General features: G+C 75.2%; 14 protein-coding genes. 10 read left to right on the forward strand and 4 right to left on the reverse strand.

Annotated elements, in window-relative coordinates; translation table 11 throughout:
• The first annotated feature begins 53 nt into the window (after positions 1–53).
• The 9 genes from CXR04_RS29600 to der all read left to right on the forward strand — a co-directional run bounded on the left by CXR04_RS29600 (position 54) and on the right by der (position 9,468).
• Complete coding sequence (locus CXR04_RS29600) at positions 54–1,238, forward strand: ParA family protein (protein WP_101425278.1); 1,185 nt, start codon at positions 54–56, stop codon at positions 1,236–1,238.
• Positions 1,235–1,966, forward strand: a complete 732-nt coding sequence (locus CXR04_RS29605; RefSeq protein ID WP_101425279.1) for a hypothetical protein — start codon at positions 1,235–1,237, stop codon at positions 1,964–1,966. Before CXR04_RS29600 ends, CXR04_RS29605 begins: the two co-directional genes overlap by 4 nt.
• A 119-nt stretch (positions 1,967–2,085) precedes the next feature.
• Positions 2,086–3,411, forward strand: a complete 1,326-nt coding sequence (locus CXR04_RS29610; RefSeq protein ID WP_101425280.1) for a segregation and condensation protein A — start codon at positions 2,086–2,088, stop codon at positions 3,409–3,411.
• Positions 3,408–4,130 carry an SMC-Scp complex subunit ScpB gene (gene scpB, locus CXR04_RS29615; RefSeq protein WP_101425281.1) on the forward strand — a complete coding sequence of 241 codons (723 nt, stop codon included), beginning with the start codon at positions 3,408–3,410 and terminating at the stop codon, positions 4,128–4,130. Before CXR04_RS29610 ends, scpB begins: the two co-directional genes overlap by 4 nt.
• 22 nt (positions 4,131–4,152) lie before the next feature.
• Positions 4,153–5,199: a pseudouridine synthase gene (locus CXR04_RS29620; RefSeq protein WP_101425282.1), complete on the forward strand. Its 1,047-nt coding sequence runs from the start codon at positions 4,153–4,155 to the stop codon at positions 5,197–5,199.
• 153 nt (positions 5,200–5,352) lie between these two features.
• A complete protein-coding gene (locus CXR04_RS29625) occupies positions 5,353–6,438 on the forward strand; it encodes a prephenate dehydrogenase (protein ID WP_101425283.1) in 1,086 nt (361 codons plus the stop codon).
• Positions 6,439–6,526: 88 nt separating this feature from the next.
• Positions 6,527–7,237, forward strand: a complete 711-nt coding sequence (gene cmk / locus CXR04_RS29630) for a (d)CMP kinase (protein WP_101425284.1) — start codon at positions 6,527–6,529, stop codon at positions 7,235–7,237.
• 53 nt (positions 7,238–7,290) lie between these two features.
• On the forward strand, positions 7,291–7,893 hold the full coding sequence (locus tag CXR04_RS29635) for a lysophospholipid acyltransferase family protein (RefSeq protein WP_101425285.1): 603 nt from the start codon (positions 7,291–7,293) through the stop codon (positions 7,891–7,893).
• Positions 7,894–7,977: 84 nt separating this feature from the next.
• Positions 7,978–9,468, forward strand: a complete 1,491-nt coding sequence (der, locus tag CXR04_RS29640; protein WP_101425286.1) for a ribosome biogenesis GTPase Der — start codon at positions 7,978–7,980, stop codon at positions 9,466–9,468.
• 87 nt (positions 9,469–9,555) lie between these two features.
• On the opposite strand, the gene CXR04_RS29645 is transcribed toward der, so the two are convergent.
• Together CXR04_RS29645 and CXR04_RS29650 are read right to left on the reverse strand one after the other, a co-directional pair.
• A complete protein-coding gene (locus CXR04_RS29645; RefSeq protein WP_101425287.1) occupies positions 9,556–9,783 on the reverse strand; it encodes a hypothetical protein in 228 nt (75 codons plus the stop codon).
• Between the two features lie 111 nt (positions 9,784–9,894).
• Positions 9,895–10,854, reverse strand: a complete 960-nt coding sequence (locus tag CXR04_RS29650; RefSeq protein ID WP_101425288.1) for a hypothetical protein — start codon at positions 10,852–10,854, stop codon at positions 9,895–9,897.
• 355 nt (positions 10,855–11,209) lie between these two features.
• On the opposite strand from CXR04_RS29650, the gene CXR04_RS29655 reads away from it, so the two are divergent.
• Positions 11,210–11,926, forward strand: a complete 717-nt coding sequence (locus CXR04_RS29655; protein ID WP_101425289.1) for a LysM peptidoglycan-binding domain-containing protein — start codon at positions 11,210–11,212, stop codon at positions 11,924–11,926.
• 9 nt (positions 11,927–11,935) lie between these two features.
• Here CXR04_RS29655 and CXR04_RS29660 read toward each other — a convergent pair whose 3' ends face one another.
• Both CXR04_RS29660 and CXR04_RS29665 read right to left on the reverse strand, forming a co-directional pair.
• Positions 11,936–12,607 carry an ABC transporter ATP-binding protein gene (locus CXR04_RS29660; protein ID WP_101425290.1) on the reverse strand — a complete coding sequence of 224 codons (672 nt, stop codon included), beginning with the start codon at positions 12,605–12,607 and terminating at the stop codon, positions 11,936–11,938.
• The gene (locus tag CXR04_RS29665) at positions 12,604–15,408 is read right to left on the reverse strand and encodes an ABC transporter permease subunit (RefSeq protein ID WP_101425291.1); all 2,805 of its coding nucleotides are present in this window, start codon (positions 15,406–15,408) and stop codon (positions 12,604–12,606) included. Before CXR04_RS29665 ends, CXR04_RS29660 begins: the two co-directional genes overlap by 4 nt.

The raw sequence follows: 15,408 nt of genomic DNA on the forward strand, positions 1-15,408 counted from the left end.
GCCACGCTGACCAATCGAGAAGTGCCCTGGTCACCAAGGAGGTAGGACGACTTGTGAATGAGTCGACATTTGCTCCCGGGGGTGGTCGTCCAGGCACGCCTGCGCGGGGCCACGGTCCCTCGGGGGTGGAGGCGCCTGTCGGCTCCGTCGCCGTCCACACCTTCTCGGCACACGCACACCAGGGCGGAAACGTATACCAGAGCATGGACGGTCATCACGTGAACGCCATGACCGGCAGCCAGAGCGGCGGCGAGGACACCACACGTCTCGCCGCATCCGCCACCTCCGACTTCGAGGACCTGTCAGAAGGTCACTTCTACGATCCGGACGCGGACTACGAGCCGGATCCCGAGTACGCCGCGACGCTCGCCCCGGACGCCGCCCGGCAGCGCCGGGAGCGCATCGGTCCCACGGGCCGCCCGCTGCCGTACTTCCCCATCCCGGGCCCGGTCACCGACCACGGCCCGGCGAAGGTCATCGCCATGTGCAACCAGAAGGGCGGCGTCGGCAAGACCACGTCGGCCATCAACCTGGGCGCGGCGCTGGCCGAGTATGGCCGCCGCGTGCTGCTCGTGGACTTCGACCCGCAGGGCGCGCTCTCCGTCGGCCTCGGGGTCAACCCGATGGAGCTGGACCTCACGGTCTACAACCTGCTCATGGAGCGGGGCATGTCGGCCGACGAGGTGCTGCTCAAGACGGCCGTGCCCAACATGGACCTGCTGCCCAGCAACATCGATCTCTCCGCCGCCGAGGTGCAGTTGGTGAGCGAGGTGGCGCGGGAGCAGACGCTTCAGCGCGCGCTGAAGCCGCTGCTGCCCGAGTACGACTACGTCGTCATCGACTGCCAGCCGTCGCTGGGTCTGCTCACGGTCAACGCACTGACCGCGGCGCACAAGGTGATCGTGCCGCTGGAGTGCGAGTTCTTCGCGCTGCGCGGCGTCGCGCTGCTCACCGAGACGATCGAGAAGGTCCAGGAGCGGCTCAACCCCGACCTGGAGCTGGACGGCATCCTCGCCACGATGTACGACTCGCGGACGGTGCACAGCCGCGAGGTGCTGGCGCGCGTCGTCGAGGCATTCGACGACCACGTCTACCACACGGTCATCGGGCGCACCGTCCGGTTCCCCGAGACCACCGTGGCCGGCGAGCCCATCACGTCGTACGCCTCGAACTCCGTGGGCGCGGCCGCCTACCGCCAGCTCGCCAGGGAGGTGCTCGCCCGGTGCCACGCCGAGTGAGCCTGCCCGGGGCCGACGAGCTTTTCCGCACCACCGGGGGGACCGCGCTCCAGTCGTCCACACCGCAGTCGGACCGGCAGCGGGCCAACGGCGAGGCGCCCGGCGGCAGTCCGCGCGTACCCGGGCCGAGCCGCGAGGGCGACGCGGAGGCCGCGGCGGGCCCGGAGGCGGAGTCCGGCGCGGACGCCGCGGAGGCGGGCGCGGACGACGCGGGCGGCTCCGGCGGTACGGGTGAGGACCCGCGGGCCCGTACGGGCACCGGCGGCAAGGCAGGACCGGCGGCTCCCGGCGGCAAGCGCACCGGGGCCACCACCCCCGCTGCCCGGCGGGACCCCGAGGCGACCGAGCACGGCGGCCGGGAGGCCGGGACCGAGGCCGCCCCCGGCGGCCGGGCCCGGCAGGGCGAGCGGGAGCCGGCGCCCCAGGTGCGGGCGAAGTCCGCGCGGCAGAGCGGCGGTTCGGCCGCGGCGGCCCAGCCCAGGCGCGGCCGGGGCCGCGGCGCGGCGCGCCGGCCCAGCGGCCGGGAGCGGCACGACGAGAAGATCACGGTCTACGTCTCCGCCGAGGAGCTGATGGACCTGGAGCACGCCAGGCTCGTGCTCCGCGGCGACCACGGCCTTGCGGTGGACCGCGGCCGGATCGTCCGCGAGGCCGTCGCGGTGGTGCTGGCCGACCTGGAGTCGCGCGGCGACGCGAGCATCCTCGTACGCCGCCTGCGCGGCCGCTGACGCCCCAACCGTACGTCCCGGCCGGCGCAGTCCCGGCGGCCCGTAGCGGACGGGCCGGGCGCCGCCCCGACGTTCACGGCAACCGGGCGGGCACGGCTCCGAGCGATACGCTGCGAGCGATGGACGACAGGCACGACGACCCGCAGCGCCCGGCGCGTACCGCCCGGCGCTCCCTCGGTCGCGGCCCCGGGGGCGCCGCGACGCCCACCAAGCCCGCACCACGGCCCGTGGAACCGGATCCGGTGCGGGAGCCGTACCCCGAGCCGATGCCCCTGCCGCAGCCGGAACCGGCGCCCGTGCCGGGGCCGCCGATGCCCATCCCGGGCCCCGCCCCGCGGCCCGACGAGCCGGGCCCGGCGCCGGGCCGGCCCGACCCCGAGCCGGAGACCGAGCCCGCACCGGCGGGACCCGGCGGCGCGGAGCAGGCGGCGGAGCCGGCCCCGGAACCCGACCGGGACCCCGGGCCCGAAGCCGGTCGCGAGCCCGAACCGGGTCCCGCACCCGGCCGCGTACCAGAACCGGCCAACGCCCCGGAGCCCGCCGCCGAGTCCCGTCCCGCGGCCGCCCCCGCAAGCGCGCCCGAGACCGGCGAGGGGCCCGGCGACGACCCCGACGACGGTGCCTTCCGGGTCCGGCTCGCCAACTTCGAGGGTCCCTTCGACCTCCTCCTCCAGCTCATCTCCAAGCACAAGCTGGACGTCACCGAGGTCTCCCTGCACCGCGTCACCGACGACTTCATGGCCCACATCCGCGCCATGGGCCCCGACTGGGACCTCGACCAGACCACCGAGTTCCTCGTCGTCGCCGCCACCCTCCTCGACCTCAAGGCCGCCCGCCTGCTGCCGGCCGCAGAGGTCGAGGACGAGGAGGACCTCGCGCTGCTGGAGGCTCGCGACCTGCTGTTCGCGCGGCTGCTGCAGTACCGGGCGTACAAGGAGATAGCGGGCATCTTCCACCGCCGGCTGGAGGAGGAGTCGCAGCGCCACCCCCGTACCGTCGGGCTGGAGCCGCACCATGCGGAGCTGCTGCCCGAGGTGGTCATCAGCATCGGCCCGGAGGGCTTCGCCAGGCTCGCGGTCAAGGCGATGCAGCCCAAGCCCGTGCCCCAGGTCTACGTCGACCACATCCACGCCCCGCTCGTCAGCGTCCAGGAACAGGCGCAGGTCGTCGTCTCCCGGCTGCGCGAGCACGGCTCGGTCAGCTTCCAGGAGCTGATCGCCGACGCCCCCGACCCGCTGACCGTCGTCGCCCGGTTCCTGGCGCTGCTGGAGCTGTACCGGGAGCGGGCGGTCGCCCTCGACCAGGAGGGGGCGCTGGAACCGCTGACGGTGCGGTGGACGGGGCGGGAGGATGCGGTGCCGGTGGTCACCGACGAGTTCGACACGGCGCCCGGCGACGCGGACGCGGCCGACGGCGACCAAGGCGAAGGCGAGGACGAGCGATGAGCGACGCAGTGGCGGACGTGCCGGACATGCCGGACGTGGCTGACGCGGCCGACGTGCCGGAGACGGCAGCCGCGGCCGGCCAGCCGGAGAAGGAGCCGGAGAAGGAGGCGGCGGCGAAGGAGCCGGAGGCGAGCCCCACCGCCGGACTCCCGCTGCGCCCGGCTCTCGAAGCCGTCCTCATGGTCGTCGACGAGCCCGTCACCGCCGAGCACCTCGCCAAGGTCCTCGACCGCCGCCCCCGCGAGGTCTCCGACGCCCTGCGCGAGCTGTCCGACGAGTACACCGTCCAGGGCCGCGGCTTCGACCTGCGCCACGTCGCCGGCGGCTGGCGCTTCTACACCCGCGCCGCGTACGCGCCCGCCGTCGAGGGCTTCGTCCTCGACGGCCAGCAGTCCCGCCTCACCCAGGCCGCGCTGGAGACCCTCGCGGTCGTCGCGTACCGCCAGCCCGTCTCCCGCTCCCGCGTCTCCGCCGTCCGCGGAGTCAACTGCGACGGCGTCATGCGCACGCTGCTCCAGCGCGGGCTTATCGCCGAGGCGGGCACGGAGGACGGAACAGGTGCGATCCTGTACAGGACGACGAACTACTTCCTGGAGCGGATGGGCCTGCGCGGCCTGGACGAGCTCCCCGAGCTGGCCCCGTTCCTCCCGGACGCGGACGCGGTGGAGGGCGAGTCCCAGGAGGGCGTCCCGTCATTCGACGTGGATGACGACACCTGACCAACCAACGGACTGACGGTAGATGCGAAGCAGCGGCGGCAGGAACAGCAGGAAGCCCTCGGGCTCCGACTCCCGGGGGGCGGGCGGCAAACGCGACGCGCAACAGCGCGGGCAGGGCCGTCCCCGCTCCGAGGAGCGCGGACGCCCCCGCCCGGAGGAGCGGCGGTACGAGAAGTCCGGCGCCCCCCAGGGCGAGCGACCGGGCGGCCCGGGGAAGGGGGGCCGGGGGCGCGGCGGCGCGCCCGCCAGGCCCGCGCGCTCCCGCGAGTACGACGCGCAGTTGGAGGAGCGGGCCAGGGCCCGGCACACGAAGCCGCAGCGCGCGCTGCCGAAGACCTTCGGCGAGCAAGAGGGCGAGCGGCTGCAGAAGGTGCTGGCGCGGGCCGGCATGGGGTCGCGGCGGGCCTGCGAGGAGCTGATCGACCAGGCGCGGGTCGAGGTCAACGGGCGCATCGTCACCGAGCAGGGGCTGCGCGTCGACCCGGAGAAGGACGAGATCAAGGTCGACGGGCTGACCGTGGCCACGCAGTCGTATCTCTTCTTCGCCCTCAACAAGCCCGTCGGCGTGGTCTCCTCCATGGACGACCCGGAGGGCCGGCAGAACCTCGGCGACTACGTGGACAACCGGGAGACCCGGCTCTTCCATGTCGGCCGCCTGGACACCGAGACCGAGGGCATCATCCTGCTCACCAACCACGGCGAGCTTGCCCACCGCCTCACCCACCCCCGCTACGGCGTGAAGAAGACCTATCTCGCCGCGATCCAGGGCCCGCTCCCGCGCGACCTGGGCAAGCGGCTGAGGAACGGCATCCGGCTCGATGACGGCTACGCCAAGGCGGACGACTTCCGGGTGGTGGAGAACACCGGCAAGAACTACCTGGTCGAGGTGGTGCTGCACGAGGGGCGCAAGCACATCGTGCGGCGGATGCTCGCCGAGTCGGGCTTCCCGGTCGACAAGCTGGTGCGGACCCGCTTCGGCCCGATCGCGCTGGGCGACCAGAAGTCGGGCTGGCTGCGCCGGCTGACCAACACCGAGGTCGGGATGCTGATGAAGGAGGTCGGGCTCTGACGGCCCGGCCCGCCCGGTCCGTACGCCCGTAGCACCCGCCCGCGGCGCCGTACGGTCGCGGCGCCCGTACGCCAGCGGGGCCCGTACGGCCTCGGCGCTGCCTCCGGCGGCCTCCCCGCGCCCCGCGGGGCGGCCGCCGCGTATCCTTGCGCCGTGCGTACCGCCCTCGTCATCGGCACCGGCCTCATCGGCACCTCCGCCGCCCTGGCGCTGTCCCGCAGAGGTGTCACGGTCCATCTCCAGGACGAGGACGCCGACCAGGCCCGTACCGCCGCGTCCCTCGGGGCCGGCACCGACCAGCCGCCCGCCGGGCCCGTGGACCTCGCCGTCGTCGCCGTGCCGCCCGCGCTCACCGGCCGCACCCTCGCCGACGCCCAGCGCCGCGGCGCGGCCCGCGGCTACCTCGACGTCGCCAGCGTCAAGGGCGGCCCCCGCCGCACCCTGGAGGAGCTGGGCGGCGACCTCAGCAGCTACATCGGCAGCCACCCCATGGCCGGCAGCGAGCGCTCGGGACCGCTGGCCGCCTCCGCGGAGCTGTTCGAGGGCCGCCCCTGGGTGCTGAGCCCGGCGGAGACCACCGACACCGAGGTGCTGAACCTCGCGCTGGAGCTGGTCGCGCTCTGCCGCGCCGTGCCCGTGGTGATGGACGCGGACGCCCACGACCGCGCGGTCGCGCTCGTCTCGCACACCCCGCAGCTCGTCTCCAGCATGGTCGCCGCGCGGCTCCGGGACGCCGAGGAGGCCGCGGTCCGGCTGTGCGGGCAGGGCATCAGGGACGTCACGCGCATCGCGGCCTCCGACCCGGCGATGTGGATCGACATCCTCTCCGCCAATCCGGGCCCGGTCGCCGAGGTGCTGGCCGAGGTCGCCGCCGACCTCGACGAGACGGTACGGGCGCTGCGCGCGCTGCAGGCCGCCGACGACGCCAAGCGCCGCACCGGCGCGGCCGGCATCGAGGACGTGCTGCGCCGCGGCAGCGCCGGGCGCGAGCGGGTGCCCGGCAAGCACGGCGCCGCCCCCGCGGACTACGAGACCGTCACCGTGCTCATCGGCGACCGGCCCGGCGAGCTGGCCCGGATCTTCGCCGACGCGGGCGCGGCCGGGGTCAACATCGAGGACGTCCGCATCGAGCACGCCACCGGCCAGCAGGCCGGGCGGGTGCAGCTCATGGTCGAGCCGCCGGCAGCGCACGCGCTCACCGCCGCGCTGCGGGAGCGCGGGTGGCCGCTGAGGCAGTGACCAGGGCCCGTACAGGTACCAGTAACCTAGTGCCGCACAAGTTCGGCTTCACCTCGTCGTAGACCTCAGGAAGGGTGTCGTACGCCCCGTGGACAGCGCTGCCAGGGCCCAGCGGGCCCCCGTGATCGTCGCCATCGACGGCCCCGCAGGGACGGGCAAGTCGAGCACGTCCCGGGCGGTCGCCGCCCGGCTCGGGCTGCGCTACCTGGACACCGGCGCCCAGTACCGGGCCGCCGCCTGGTGGATGCTGGGCAACGGGGTGGACGTGGCCGACGCCGCCGCGATCGCCGCCGCCGCGGAGAAGCCGCAGATCGTCTCAGGTACGGACCCGGGGACGCCCACCATCACCGTCGACGGCGCGGACGCCGCGGGCCCGATCCGTACCCAGGAGGTCACCGCCGCGGTCAGCGCCGTCAGCGCGGTCCCGGAGGTGCGGACGCGGATCACCGCGCTGCAGCGGTCGATCGCGGCCGAGGCCGCGAAGAGCGGCGGCATCGTGGTCGAGGGCCGGGACATCGGCACGACGGTGCTGCCGGACGCGGACGTGAAGGTCTTCCTCACCGCCTCTGAGGAGGTACGGGCCGCGCGCCGCAGCGGCGAGCTGAAGGGCCAGGAGGCCCGCGACCTGGCCGCTACGCAGGCGTCGCTGGCCCGGCGCGACGCCGCGGACTCCGGCCGCAAGGTCTCGCCGCTCGCCAGGGCCGCGGACGCCATCGAGGTGGACACGACGGAGCTGACCCTGGAGCAGGTCATCCAGTGCGTCGTGACCCTCGTCGAAGAGAAGCAGCAGGGTCGGTGACAGAACCGGCCGGCGCGGTGCCGGAGACACGGGGTGCGCTCGTCGGGCGGCGGATGTCCGCGCCCGTCATGCACGGCTACTTCAAGCCGCGGATACTGGGCGCCTGGCGGATGCCCGCGAGCGGGCCCGTGATCCTGGCCGGGAACCACTCCCACAACGTCGACGGCCCGCTGCTCATGGGCACCTCGCCGCGTCCCGTGCACTTCCTGATCAAGCAGGAGGCGTTCGTCGGGATCGTCGGCTGGTACCTGCGCAACATCGGCCAGGTGGCCATCGACCGCACCACGGTCGACCGGGGCGCGATCACCCGCGCGCTGGGCGTCCTGGACGAGGGCGGGGTGCTCGGGATCTTCCCGGAGGGCAGCAGGGGAGAGGGCGACTTCTCCTCGATCCGCGCGGGCCTCGCGTACTTCGCGGTGCGCTCCGGTGCCCCGGTGGTGCCGGTCGCGGTGCTCGGCACGGCGGAACGGCGCAGCCGCATGGTCAAGGCGCTGCCGCCGGTGCGCTCCCACGTGGACATCGTCTTCGGCGAGCCCTTCCAGGCCGGGTCGCCTGACGGGCGGCGTACCCGCAAGGCGATGGACGAGGCGACGCTGCGCATCCAGGACCGGCTGACGTCGCACCTGGCCGCCGCCAGGCGCGACACTGGCCGCTAGGGCCTGTGCCCTGGGACAGACTTGAAGGCCGCTGCCCGGCCGACCGGGCCGTACGCGGCCGAGAACGCAAGGACGAGGAACGTGATGAGCGAGACCGGCATCTCCCCGGAGGAGGGCCCGGACGGCGCGGCCCACGGCGACGAGCACGGGGAGCTGGGCGACGCCGAGTACGCCGAGTTCATGGAACTGGCCGCCGAGGAGGGCTTCGACCTCGACGAGGTCGAGGGCGACCTCGCGCGGGCCGGGCACGGCCCGCTGCCCGTGGTGGCCGTTGTGGGCCGGCCGAACGTCGGCAAGTCGACTCTGGTGAACCGCATCATCGGCCGCCGCGAGGCCGTCGTGGAGGACCGTCCCGGCGTCACCCGCGACCGGGTGTCGTACGAGGCCGAGTGGGCGGGCCGCCGCTTCAAGGTGGTCGACACCGGCGGCTGGGAGCAGGACGTCCTCGGCATCCACGCCTCCGTCGCGGCGCAGGCCGAGTACGCGGTGGAGGCCGCGGACGCGGTGGTCTTCGTCGTGGACACGCAGACGGGCGCCACGGACACCGACGAGGCCGTCGTGAAGATGCTGCGCCGGGCCGGCAAGCCGGTGGTGCTCTGCGCCAACAAGGTCGACGGGCAGTCGGGCGAGTCGGAGGCGGCGTACCTGTGGTCGCTGGGCCTCGGCGAGCCCCACCCGGTCTCCGCGCTGCACGGCCGCGGCACCGGCGACATGCTCGACGCCGTGCTCGACGCGCTGCCGGACGCGCCCGCGCAGTCGTTCGCAGGCGGGCTCGGCGGCCCGCGCCGGGTGGCGCTCATCGGGCGGCCGAACGTCGGCAAGTCGTCGATGCTCAACAAGGTCGCCCAGGAGGACCGCGTCGTCGTGGACGACGTCGCGGGCACCACCCGGGACCCGGTGGACGAGCTGATCGAACTGGGCGGGAGGACCTGGCGCTTCGTCGACACGGCGGGTATCCGGCGGCGGGTCCACCTCCAGGAGGGCGCCGACTACTACGCCTCCCTGCGCACCGCCGCCGCGCTGGAGAAGGCGGAGGTCGCGGTCGTCCTCGTGGACGCGGGCGAGACGCTGACCGTGCAGGACACCCGGATCATCTCCATGGCCGTCGACGCCGGGCGGGCGCTGGTCATCGCGTACAACAAGTGGGACCTGCTGGACGAGGAGCGCCGCTTCTACCTGGAGCGCGAGATCGAGCGCGACCTGGTGCAGGTGCAGTGGGCGCCGCGGGTCAACGTCTCGGCCCGTACCGGACGGCACATGGAGAAGCTGGTGCCGGCGCTGGAGGCGGCGCTGGCGGGCTGGGAGACGCGGGTGCCGACCGGCAGGCTCAACGCCTTCCTCGGCGAGCTGGTGGCCGGGCAGCCGCACCCGGTGCGCGGCGGCAAGCAGCCGCGGATCCTCTTCGGCACCCAGGCGGGCACCCGGCCGCCGCGGTTCGTGCTCTTCGCCTCGGGGTTCATCGAGGCGAACTACCGGCGCTTCATCGAGCGGCGGCTGCGCGAGGAGTTCGGCTTCGAGGGCAGCCCGATCCGGATCTCGGTACGGGTGCGGGAGAAGCGGGGCCGCAAGAAGTAGCGGCCCCGGCTCCCGGGGGCTGCGCGTGCCGCGTACGCGGATGGCGGCGTACGCGGCACGGGGTGGCGGGCCGGGCGGCCGCCGGGGCTAGTCGTCGGCGGCGCGGTGGCGGTGCACGTGGAAGTGTGACCGCAGGCGCCCCGTGGACGGCAGTGACGGGCGGGAGTTCATGATCGCGTCGAAGCGGAGCTGCTCTTCGCCGGAGCGGTCCCCGGGCAGCGCCCGGAAGAGCCGGCGGTACTCGGCGAAGAGGGCGTCGTAGATCGGCGTCCCCGAGGGGCGGGCGGCCGCGTGGGGCTCGTGGGCGGGGCGCATGCCGGGAATCGCGTGGTATCGGTGCACACTTTGTGCAACGAAGGCGCGGTACGGAGGGATGCGGGTACGCGTTGCTCCGATCAGGTACCGGTGCTCCGTTCGGGTTTCGGATCAGGTTCCCGTGAGGGGCATCGTCGCGCCGACGAGCAGCCCGCGCCCGGCGGCCTGCGCCAGCGCCTCGCCGAGCAGGTCCTCGCGCGGCTGCCGCCCGATCGCCCCGGCGGGCGCGGCGTACACCAGCACTTCCTGCTCCTTCGCCGCCGCGGACCGCCAGCCGTCCGAGACGTGCAGCGGCTGGTGCGCCTGCCACCAGGCGGTCGGCGGCTGACCCGCGGTGCCGGGCTGCATCACGGCGTGCAGGTGGCCGGCGACGAGCAGCACGGACCAGCCGGTCACCGGCGCCGGGGGCTTGACCATGTCCATCACGGGCAGGAAGCCGCTCTCGATGAGCAGCGGCAGGAAGTCGTCGCCCGGGCCCTCGGAGCCGGGCCGGACGACGGGCGCGGTGGGCTCGACGACCAGCGCGGGGCGGGCGTCGTCGCCGCACATCACGAGCCCGCAGGTGACGCCGAGGACGGCCTGCGCCTCGGTGTGGTCGCCGCCGGACGCCGCCGGGGCGGCGGGTGCCGCGGCGGCCGGGGAGGCGGCGGCGCCGGCGGATACGGGGATCGGGGGCGCGGGGGAGACCGCGGGCGCGAGGACGGCGTGGGCGTGCGCCTCCACGGGCGCGGGCGCCGGGGCGTGCGCCGGTGCGGGGCCTTCGTCCGCGGTGATCGAGCGCACGGCGCCCTGGAGTTGGTCCTCGGAGACCGGGACGACCTGCGAGGGGATGCAGGTGGCGTGGGCGAAGGCGAGCACCGCGGTCTCCTCGCCCACGAAGAGCACGGTGCTCGTCTGCTCCTGCGCGGAGTCGCCGGGGGCGCGGCAGGAGGTGCAGTCGTACGCGCCGGGGGCGGACTCGCCGGCGACGAGCCGGTCCGCCTCCTCGTCGCCGATCTCGGCGCGTACGGCGTCGCTCACTTCGAGCATGCGGGGCACGAGTCGCTCCTCGTTGTCGTGGTGCGTGTTCATCTGGGCACAACGGGCGACCTGTGTGCGGAGTCACGCCCCGGGCGGCGATTGCCGGAACGGGGTGTACGGAGCGTAGGGAGTTGATCGGAAACTCTCACTGTGGGTCAACTGATGTGCGAATCACGCCCGTTGGTGCCGTGAGGCGAGCCACAGCGCGACCGAAGATTTGCCAGACAAAGCCTGATTTGACCGGCGAGGCGACCTGTCCGGTATTGATCGATACCCGCGGTAACCGGCAACTGGCCTCGAATGACGGGGTCTTGGTTGATTACGCCCGACAAGCCTGCCTAGATTCGGCCGCTGCGTGCACCGAGCACCGCCCGGGCAGGGGACCCGGGTCCACCGAGAGGAACGTATGCCTTTCCCGAAGGGCGACATACGCGCCACCCGCAGTGACCGTACGACCAGTGAGGCAGGCACCACCATCAGCGCCAGCAGGACACGCAGCACACGCGGCACGCGCGGCACCCGCCGGAACGCCGCCGTCGTCACCGGAGCCGCCGCGCTCCTCACCCCCCTCGCGCTCCTCGCCGCCGCCGCGCCCGCGGGCGCCGCGGACGGCGGGGTGTGGGATCGCATCGCGCAGTGCGAGAGCGGCGGCGACTGGGCCGTCAACACCGGCAACGGGTACTACGGCGGGCTGCAGTTCGCCGCCTCCACCTGGGAGGCGTACGGCGGCACCGCCTACGCGGCCACCGCGGACCAAGCCAGCCGGGAGCAGCAGATCGCCGTCGCCACCAAGGTGCAGGCCGCGCAGGGCTGGGGCGCCTGGCCGCACTGCTCCGTCCAGGCCGGCGCGTCGGGCGGGGCACCCGCGGTGGCGCAGCCCGAGCAGCAGGAGCAGGAGCAGCCCGCCGAGCAGCCCCGCACGGAGCAGCGGGCGGACCGCGGCGAGGGGCAGCGGCAGCCGGTGAAGCGCGGCGACGGCAACTACACCGTCAAGTCCGGCGACACGCTCAGCCGCATCGCCGACGCGCACGGCACGCCGTGGCGCGAGGTATACGAGGCCAACCGCGACGTCATCGGCGCCGACCCGGACGTCATCCTGCCGGGCCAGCGCCTGCACGTCTGACGGACCCCCTCAGCGGGCGGCCGTGTGCCACGGCGCCCCCACTTCGGCGGGCTCGCCGCTGAACACCACGTTGCCGCGACGGAGTTCGTGCACCACCGTCGCCGCGGCCGCAAGGCCGGGCGGCAGGCTCTGCTCCGCGACGACGACGGTGGCGGCGAGCCCGCCGAGCAGTTCGTGCGTACGGGCCGCCACCGCGGCCGACATCCCCTGGCCCGGCTCGTCGAGCAGGACGAGCCGGGCGGGGGACAGCAGCGCGCGGGCGACGGCCAGCATCCGCTGCTCGCCGCCCGAGAGGGTGCCGGCGCGGTGCGCCAGCAGGCGCTCCAGCTCCGGGTACGCGGCGAGCGCGGGGCCGGTGTCGCCGCCGGGGGCGGCGAGCCGCAGGTTCTCCGCGACGGTCAGCGAGCCGAAGACGGCGCGTACCTCGGGGGTCAGCGAAAGGCCGCGGCGGGCGCGGGCGTACGCGGGCATCCGCGTGACGTCCGCGCCGCGCCACACCACGCGCCCTGCCGCCAGCGGCACGGTGCCGGCGAGGGCGCGCAGTGCGGTCGTCCGGCCGGAGCCGTTGCGGCCGAGCAGCACGGTGAGCCGGCCGGCGGGCACGGGGAGGTCGACGCCGTGCAGGGCCTCCAGCGGGCCGTAGCGGACGCGGGCGCGGTGGAGGGCGATCTCGACGGTCACGGGGCCTCCGCGGGTGCGCCTTCGGCGGGGGCCGGTCCTGTGCGGGTCGCGGCGAGCACGTCGGCGGCGGTGCCGGAGGCGACGATGCGGCCCGCGGCCATCGCGTAGACGGTGTCGGCGAGTTCGCCGACGAGTTCGAGGTCGTGCTCGACGACGAGCAGGGCCATGCCGTCGGCGGCGAGCGCGCGCAGGATGCGGACGAGGGCGGCGGTCTCGGCGAGGTCGAGTCCCGCGGCGGGCTCGTCGAGGAGCAGCACGCGGGGGCCGCCGGCGAGGGCGCGGCCGAGTTCGACGCGGCGGAGGGTGCCGGTGGGCAGGTCCGTGGCGGGCCTGTCGCGCAGCGGCCCGTCGAGGCCGAGGAGCCGCAGCACGCGGTCGGTGGCGGCGGGGTCGCGGACACGGCCCTGCTCGGCGCCGACGGCGACGTTCTCGGCGACGGTGAGGGAGGGGAAGACGGCGGGCTGCTGAAAGGTCCGCGCGAGGCCGAGCCGCGACCGCACGTGCGCACTGCGCCGCGTCACGTCGCGCCCCCGCAGCACCACCCGCCCGGCCCGCGGCCGCAGCGTCCCGGCGAGACAGTGGAACAGGGTGGACTTCCCCGCCCCGTTGGGCCCGACGAGCGCGGTGACCCGCCCGGCCACGACCCGCAGATCGACCCCGGAGAGCACGGCGAAGTCCCCGTACGAAACGGAGACCCCGCGGGCGGCGAGCACGTCCTCGCCCGCGGCGGGCAGTGCGGATGAGGCGGCGGGGTGCCGGTCGAGCGGGGGGCGGTCTTCGGCGGCGGACCGGGGACCGCGGTACGGCGGTTGCCGGGCCTCGCCCGCGCCCGCGGCTCCCGTCGCGCGCGGCTCCGGGATCACGGCGCCGCCGGCGGTACGCGCCGGTGGTGGCCCGGCAGCCGCGGCACCCGCCCCTGCCGCACCCGGTTGCGCCACCTTCCGCCGTACGCGCAGCCCCAGCGGGGTCAGCCTCGGGGCGCGGCGCCGGCGGGATGCCGCCCGGTGCGCCGCCTCGTACAGGCCGCCCGGGAAGCGGCCCAGGAGGACGGCCAGGATGCCGATCACCGCCGCCGCCATGCCGCCGCGGGTGCCCGCGTCCAGGCCGACCAGCAGGGCCGAGGCCAGGAGCGCGCCCAGCATGCTGTCCGCGCCCAGCACGACCACCGCCGCGAACCACAGCAGGCCCCGCACCGGGTCGAAGGCGTTGGGGTCGAAGGCGCGGGCGCCCATGGCCAGCATGCCGCCGCCCAGGGCGGCCAGCGCCGCGCCCGCCGCGAAGGCGGTGACCTTCAGGGCCGGCACCGGGACGCCCGCGGCCGCGGCGCCGGACTCGTGGTCCCGTATCGCCGCCAGCGCGCGGCCCTGGCGGCCGCGGCGCAGGGCCCGGGCCGCCGCCACCGCGGCGGCGAGCAGCAGGAGTTCGAGTACGTAGAAGGCCCGGTCCCCGGTGAAGCCCGCCGGGCGGCCCAGCGTCAGGCCCGACGTCGCGTACGGCTGCGCGAAGACGAAGCGGCTCACCGCCACCCCCACCGCCAGCGTGACCAGTGCCAGTGCCAGGCCCCGCCGCCGGATCGCCGGATACCCCGTGACCAGCCCCACCGGCGCCACCAGCAGCACCGCGACGCCGAGCGCCACCAGCTCCGGCAGCTCGGGCAGCCCCGGGAACCGCCCCGCCGCCAGCAGCGCCGTGAACAGCGCCCCCAGCCCTGCGTACGCCGCCTGCCCCAGCGAGACCTGGCCTCCTCGCCCCGTGACGACCACCAGCGACAGCAGCACCACCGCCAGCGCCGGCACCTGGACCGACGTGGTCAGGTCCGGGCCCGCGAAGCCCAGCGGCAGCAGGAACAGCACCCCGGCGACCAGCCACGTCCGCCCGTCGCCCGCCGCCGAGTCCAGGGTGTCGGCCGGCACCCGCAGGAAGCCGTCTTCCGAGCCGGCCCGGAGCCGCGGCAGCGCCAGCGCCGCGACCAGCAGCAGCACGGCGAAGAGGTTCGCGCCCAGCGCCTGCACCAACTGCTCGCCCCAGCCCGCCGGATGGAGCCGGGTGAGCTGCGCCTGCGCCACGCCGACCGCCAGCGCCACCGTCACGACCGCCGGCAGGCTCCGCAGCCCGGCCGCGACCGCGACCCCGAGGACGGCCATCACCAGCAGCGGCAGCCCGTACGGGTCCAGCCGGTACTCCGGCGCCAGCAGCACGCCCGTGACACCCGCCGTGAACGTGCCGAACGCCCAGCCCGCGTCCGCGACCCGGTCGGCGTCGATGCCGCTGAGCGCCGCGAGCCGCCGGTTGTCGACCACCGCGCGCAGCTCCCGCCCGAACCGGGTCCACCGCGTGACCGCCGCGACCGCGCCGGCCAGCGCCACCGCCGTACCGAGCTGCACCCACGGGTCGGACGGCAGCAGTTCCGGCGCGTCCGTGCGCGCACCCGTACCCCACAGCAGCCCCGCCGCGCCCATCAGCAGCACGAACACCCCGAGCGACGCCACCAGCGCCTGCGCGCCGCCCGCACCGGCCCCGCCCGACTGCAGCACCGACAGCGGCCGGAAGACGAACCGCCCCATGAGCAGCCCGATGCCGGGCGCGACGACGAGCAGGCTGACGGCCGCCGCCGCCCACAGCGGCCAGTTCCAGCCGACGGCGAGCTGGCGCATGACGTACGCGGTGAACATCGCGACCGCGCCGTGCGCCAGGTTGAGCACGCCGGTGGCGCGGTACGTGACGACGACGCCGATGCCGGAGAGCGCCGCGGCGCTGCCCACCGCGAGCCCGGCGAGCGTCAGTTCGTACGTGAGGGACAC

Source organism: Streptomyces sp. CMB-StM0423 (assembly GCF_002847285.1).
Classification (GTDB): Bacteria; Actinomycetota; Actinomycetes; order Streptomycetales; family Streptomycetaceae; genus Streptomyces.

Coding starts and splice junctions, on each gene's coding strand:
- der (WP_101425286.1), top strand. CDS start 7,978: ATGAGCGAGACCGGCATCTCCCCGGAGGAGGGCCCGGACGGCGCGGCC.
- CXR04_RS29645 (WP_101425287.1), bottom strand. CDS start 9,783: ATGCGCCCCGCCCACGAGCCCCACGCGGCCGCCCGCCCCTCGGGGACG.
- CXR04_RS29620 (WP_101425282.1), top strand. CDS start 4,153: ATGCGAAGCAGCGGCGGCAGGAACAGCAGGAAGCCCTCGGGCTCCGAC.
- CXR04_RS29610 (WP_101425280.1), top strand. CDS start 2,086: ATGGACGACAGGCACGACGACCCGCAGCGCCCGGCGCGTACCGCCCGG.
- scpB (WP_101425281.1), top strand. CDS start 3,408: ATGAGCGACGCAGTGGCGGACGTGCCGGACATGCCGGACGTGGCTGAC.
- CXR04_RS29655 (WP_101425289.1), top strand. CDS start 11,210: ATGCCTTTCCCGAAGGGCGACATACGCGCCACCCGCAGTGACCGTACG.
- CXR04_RS29650 (WP_101425288.1), bottom strand. CDS start 10,854: ATGAACACGCACCACGACAACGAGGAGCGACTCGTGCCCCGCATGCTC.
- CXR04_RS29635 (WP_101425285.1), top strand. CDS start 7,291: ATGTCCGCGCCCGTCATGCACGGCTACTTCAAGCCGCGGATACTGGGC.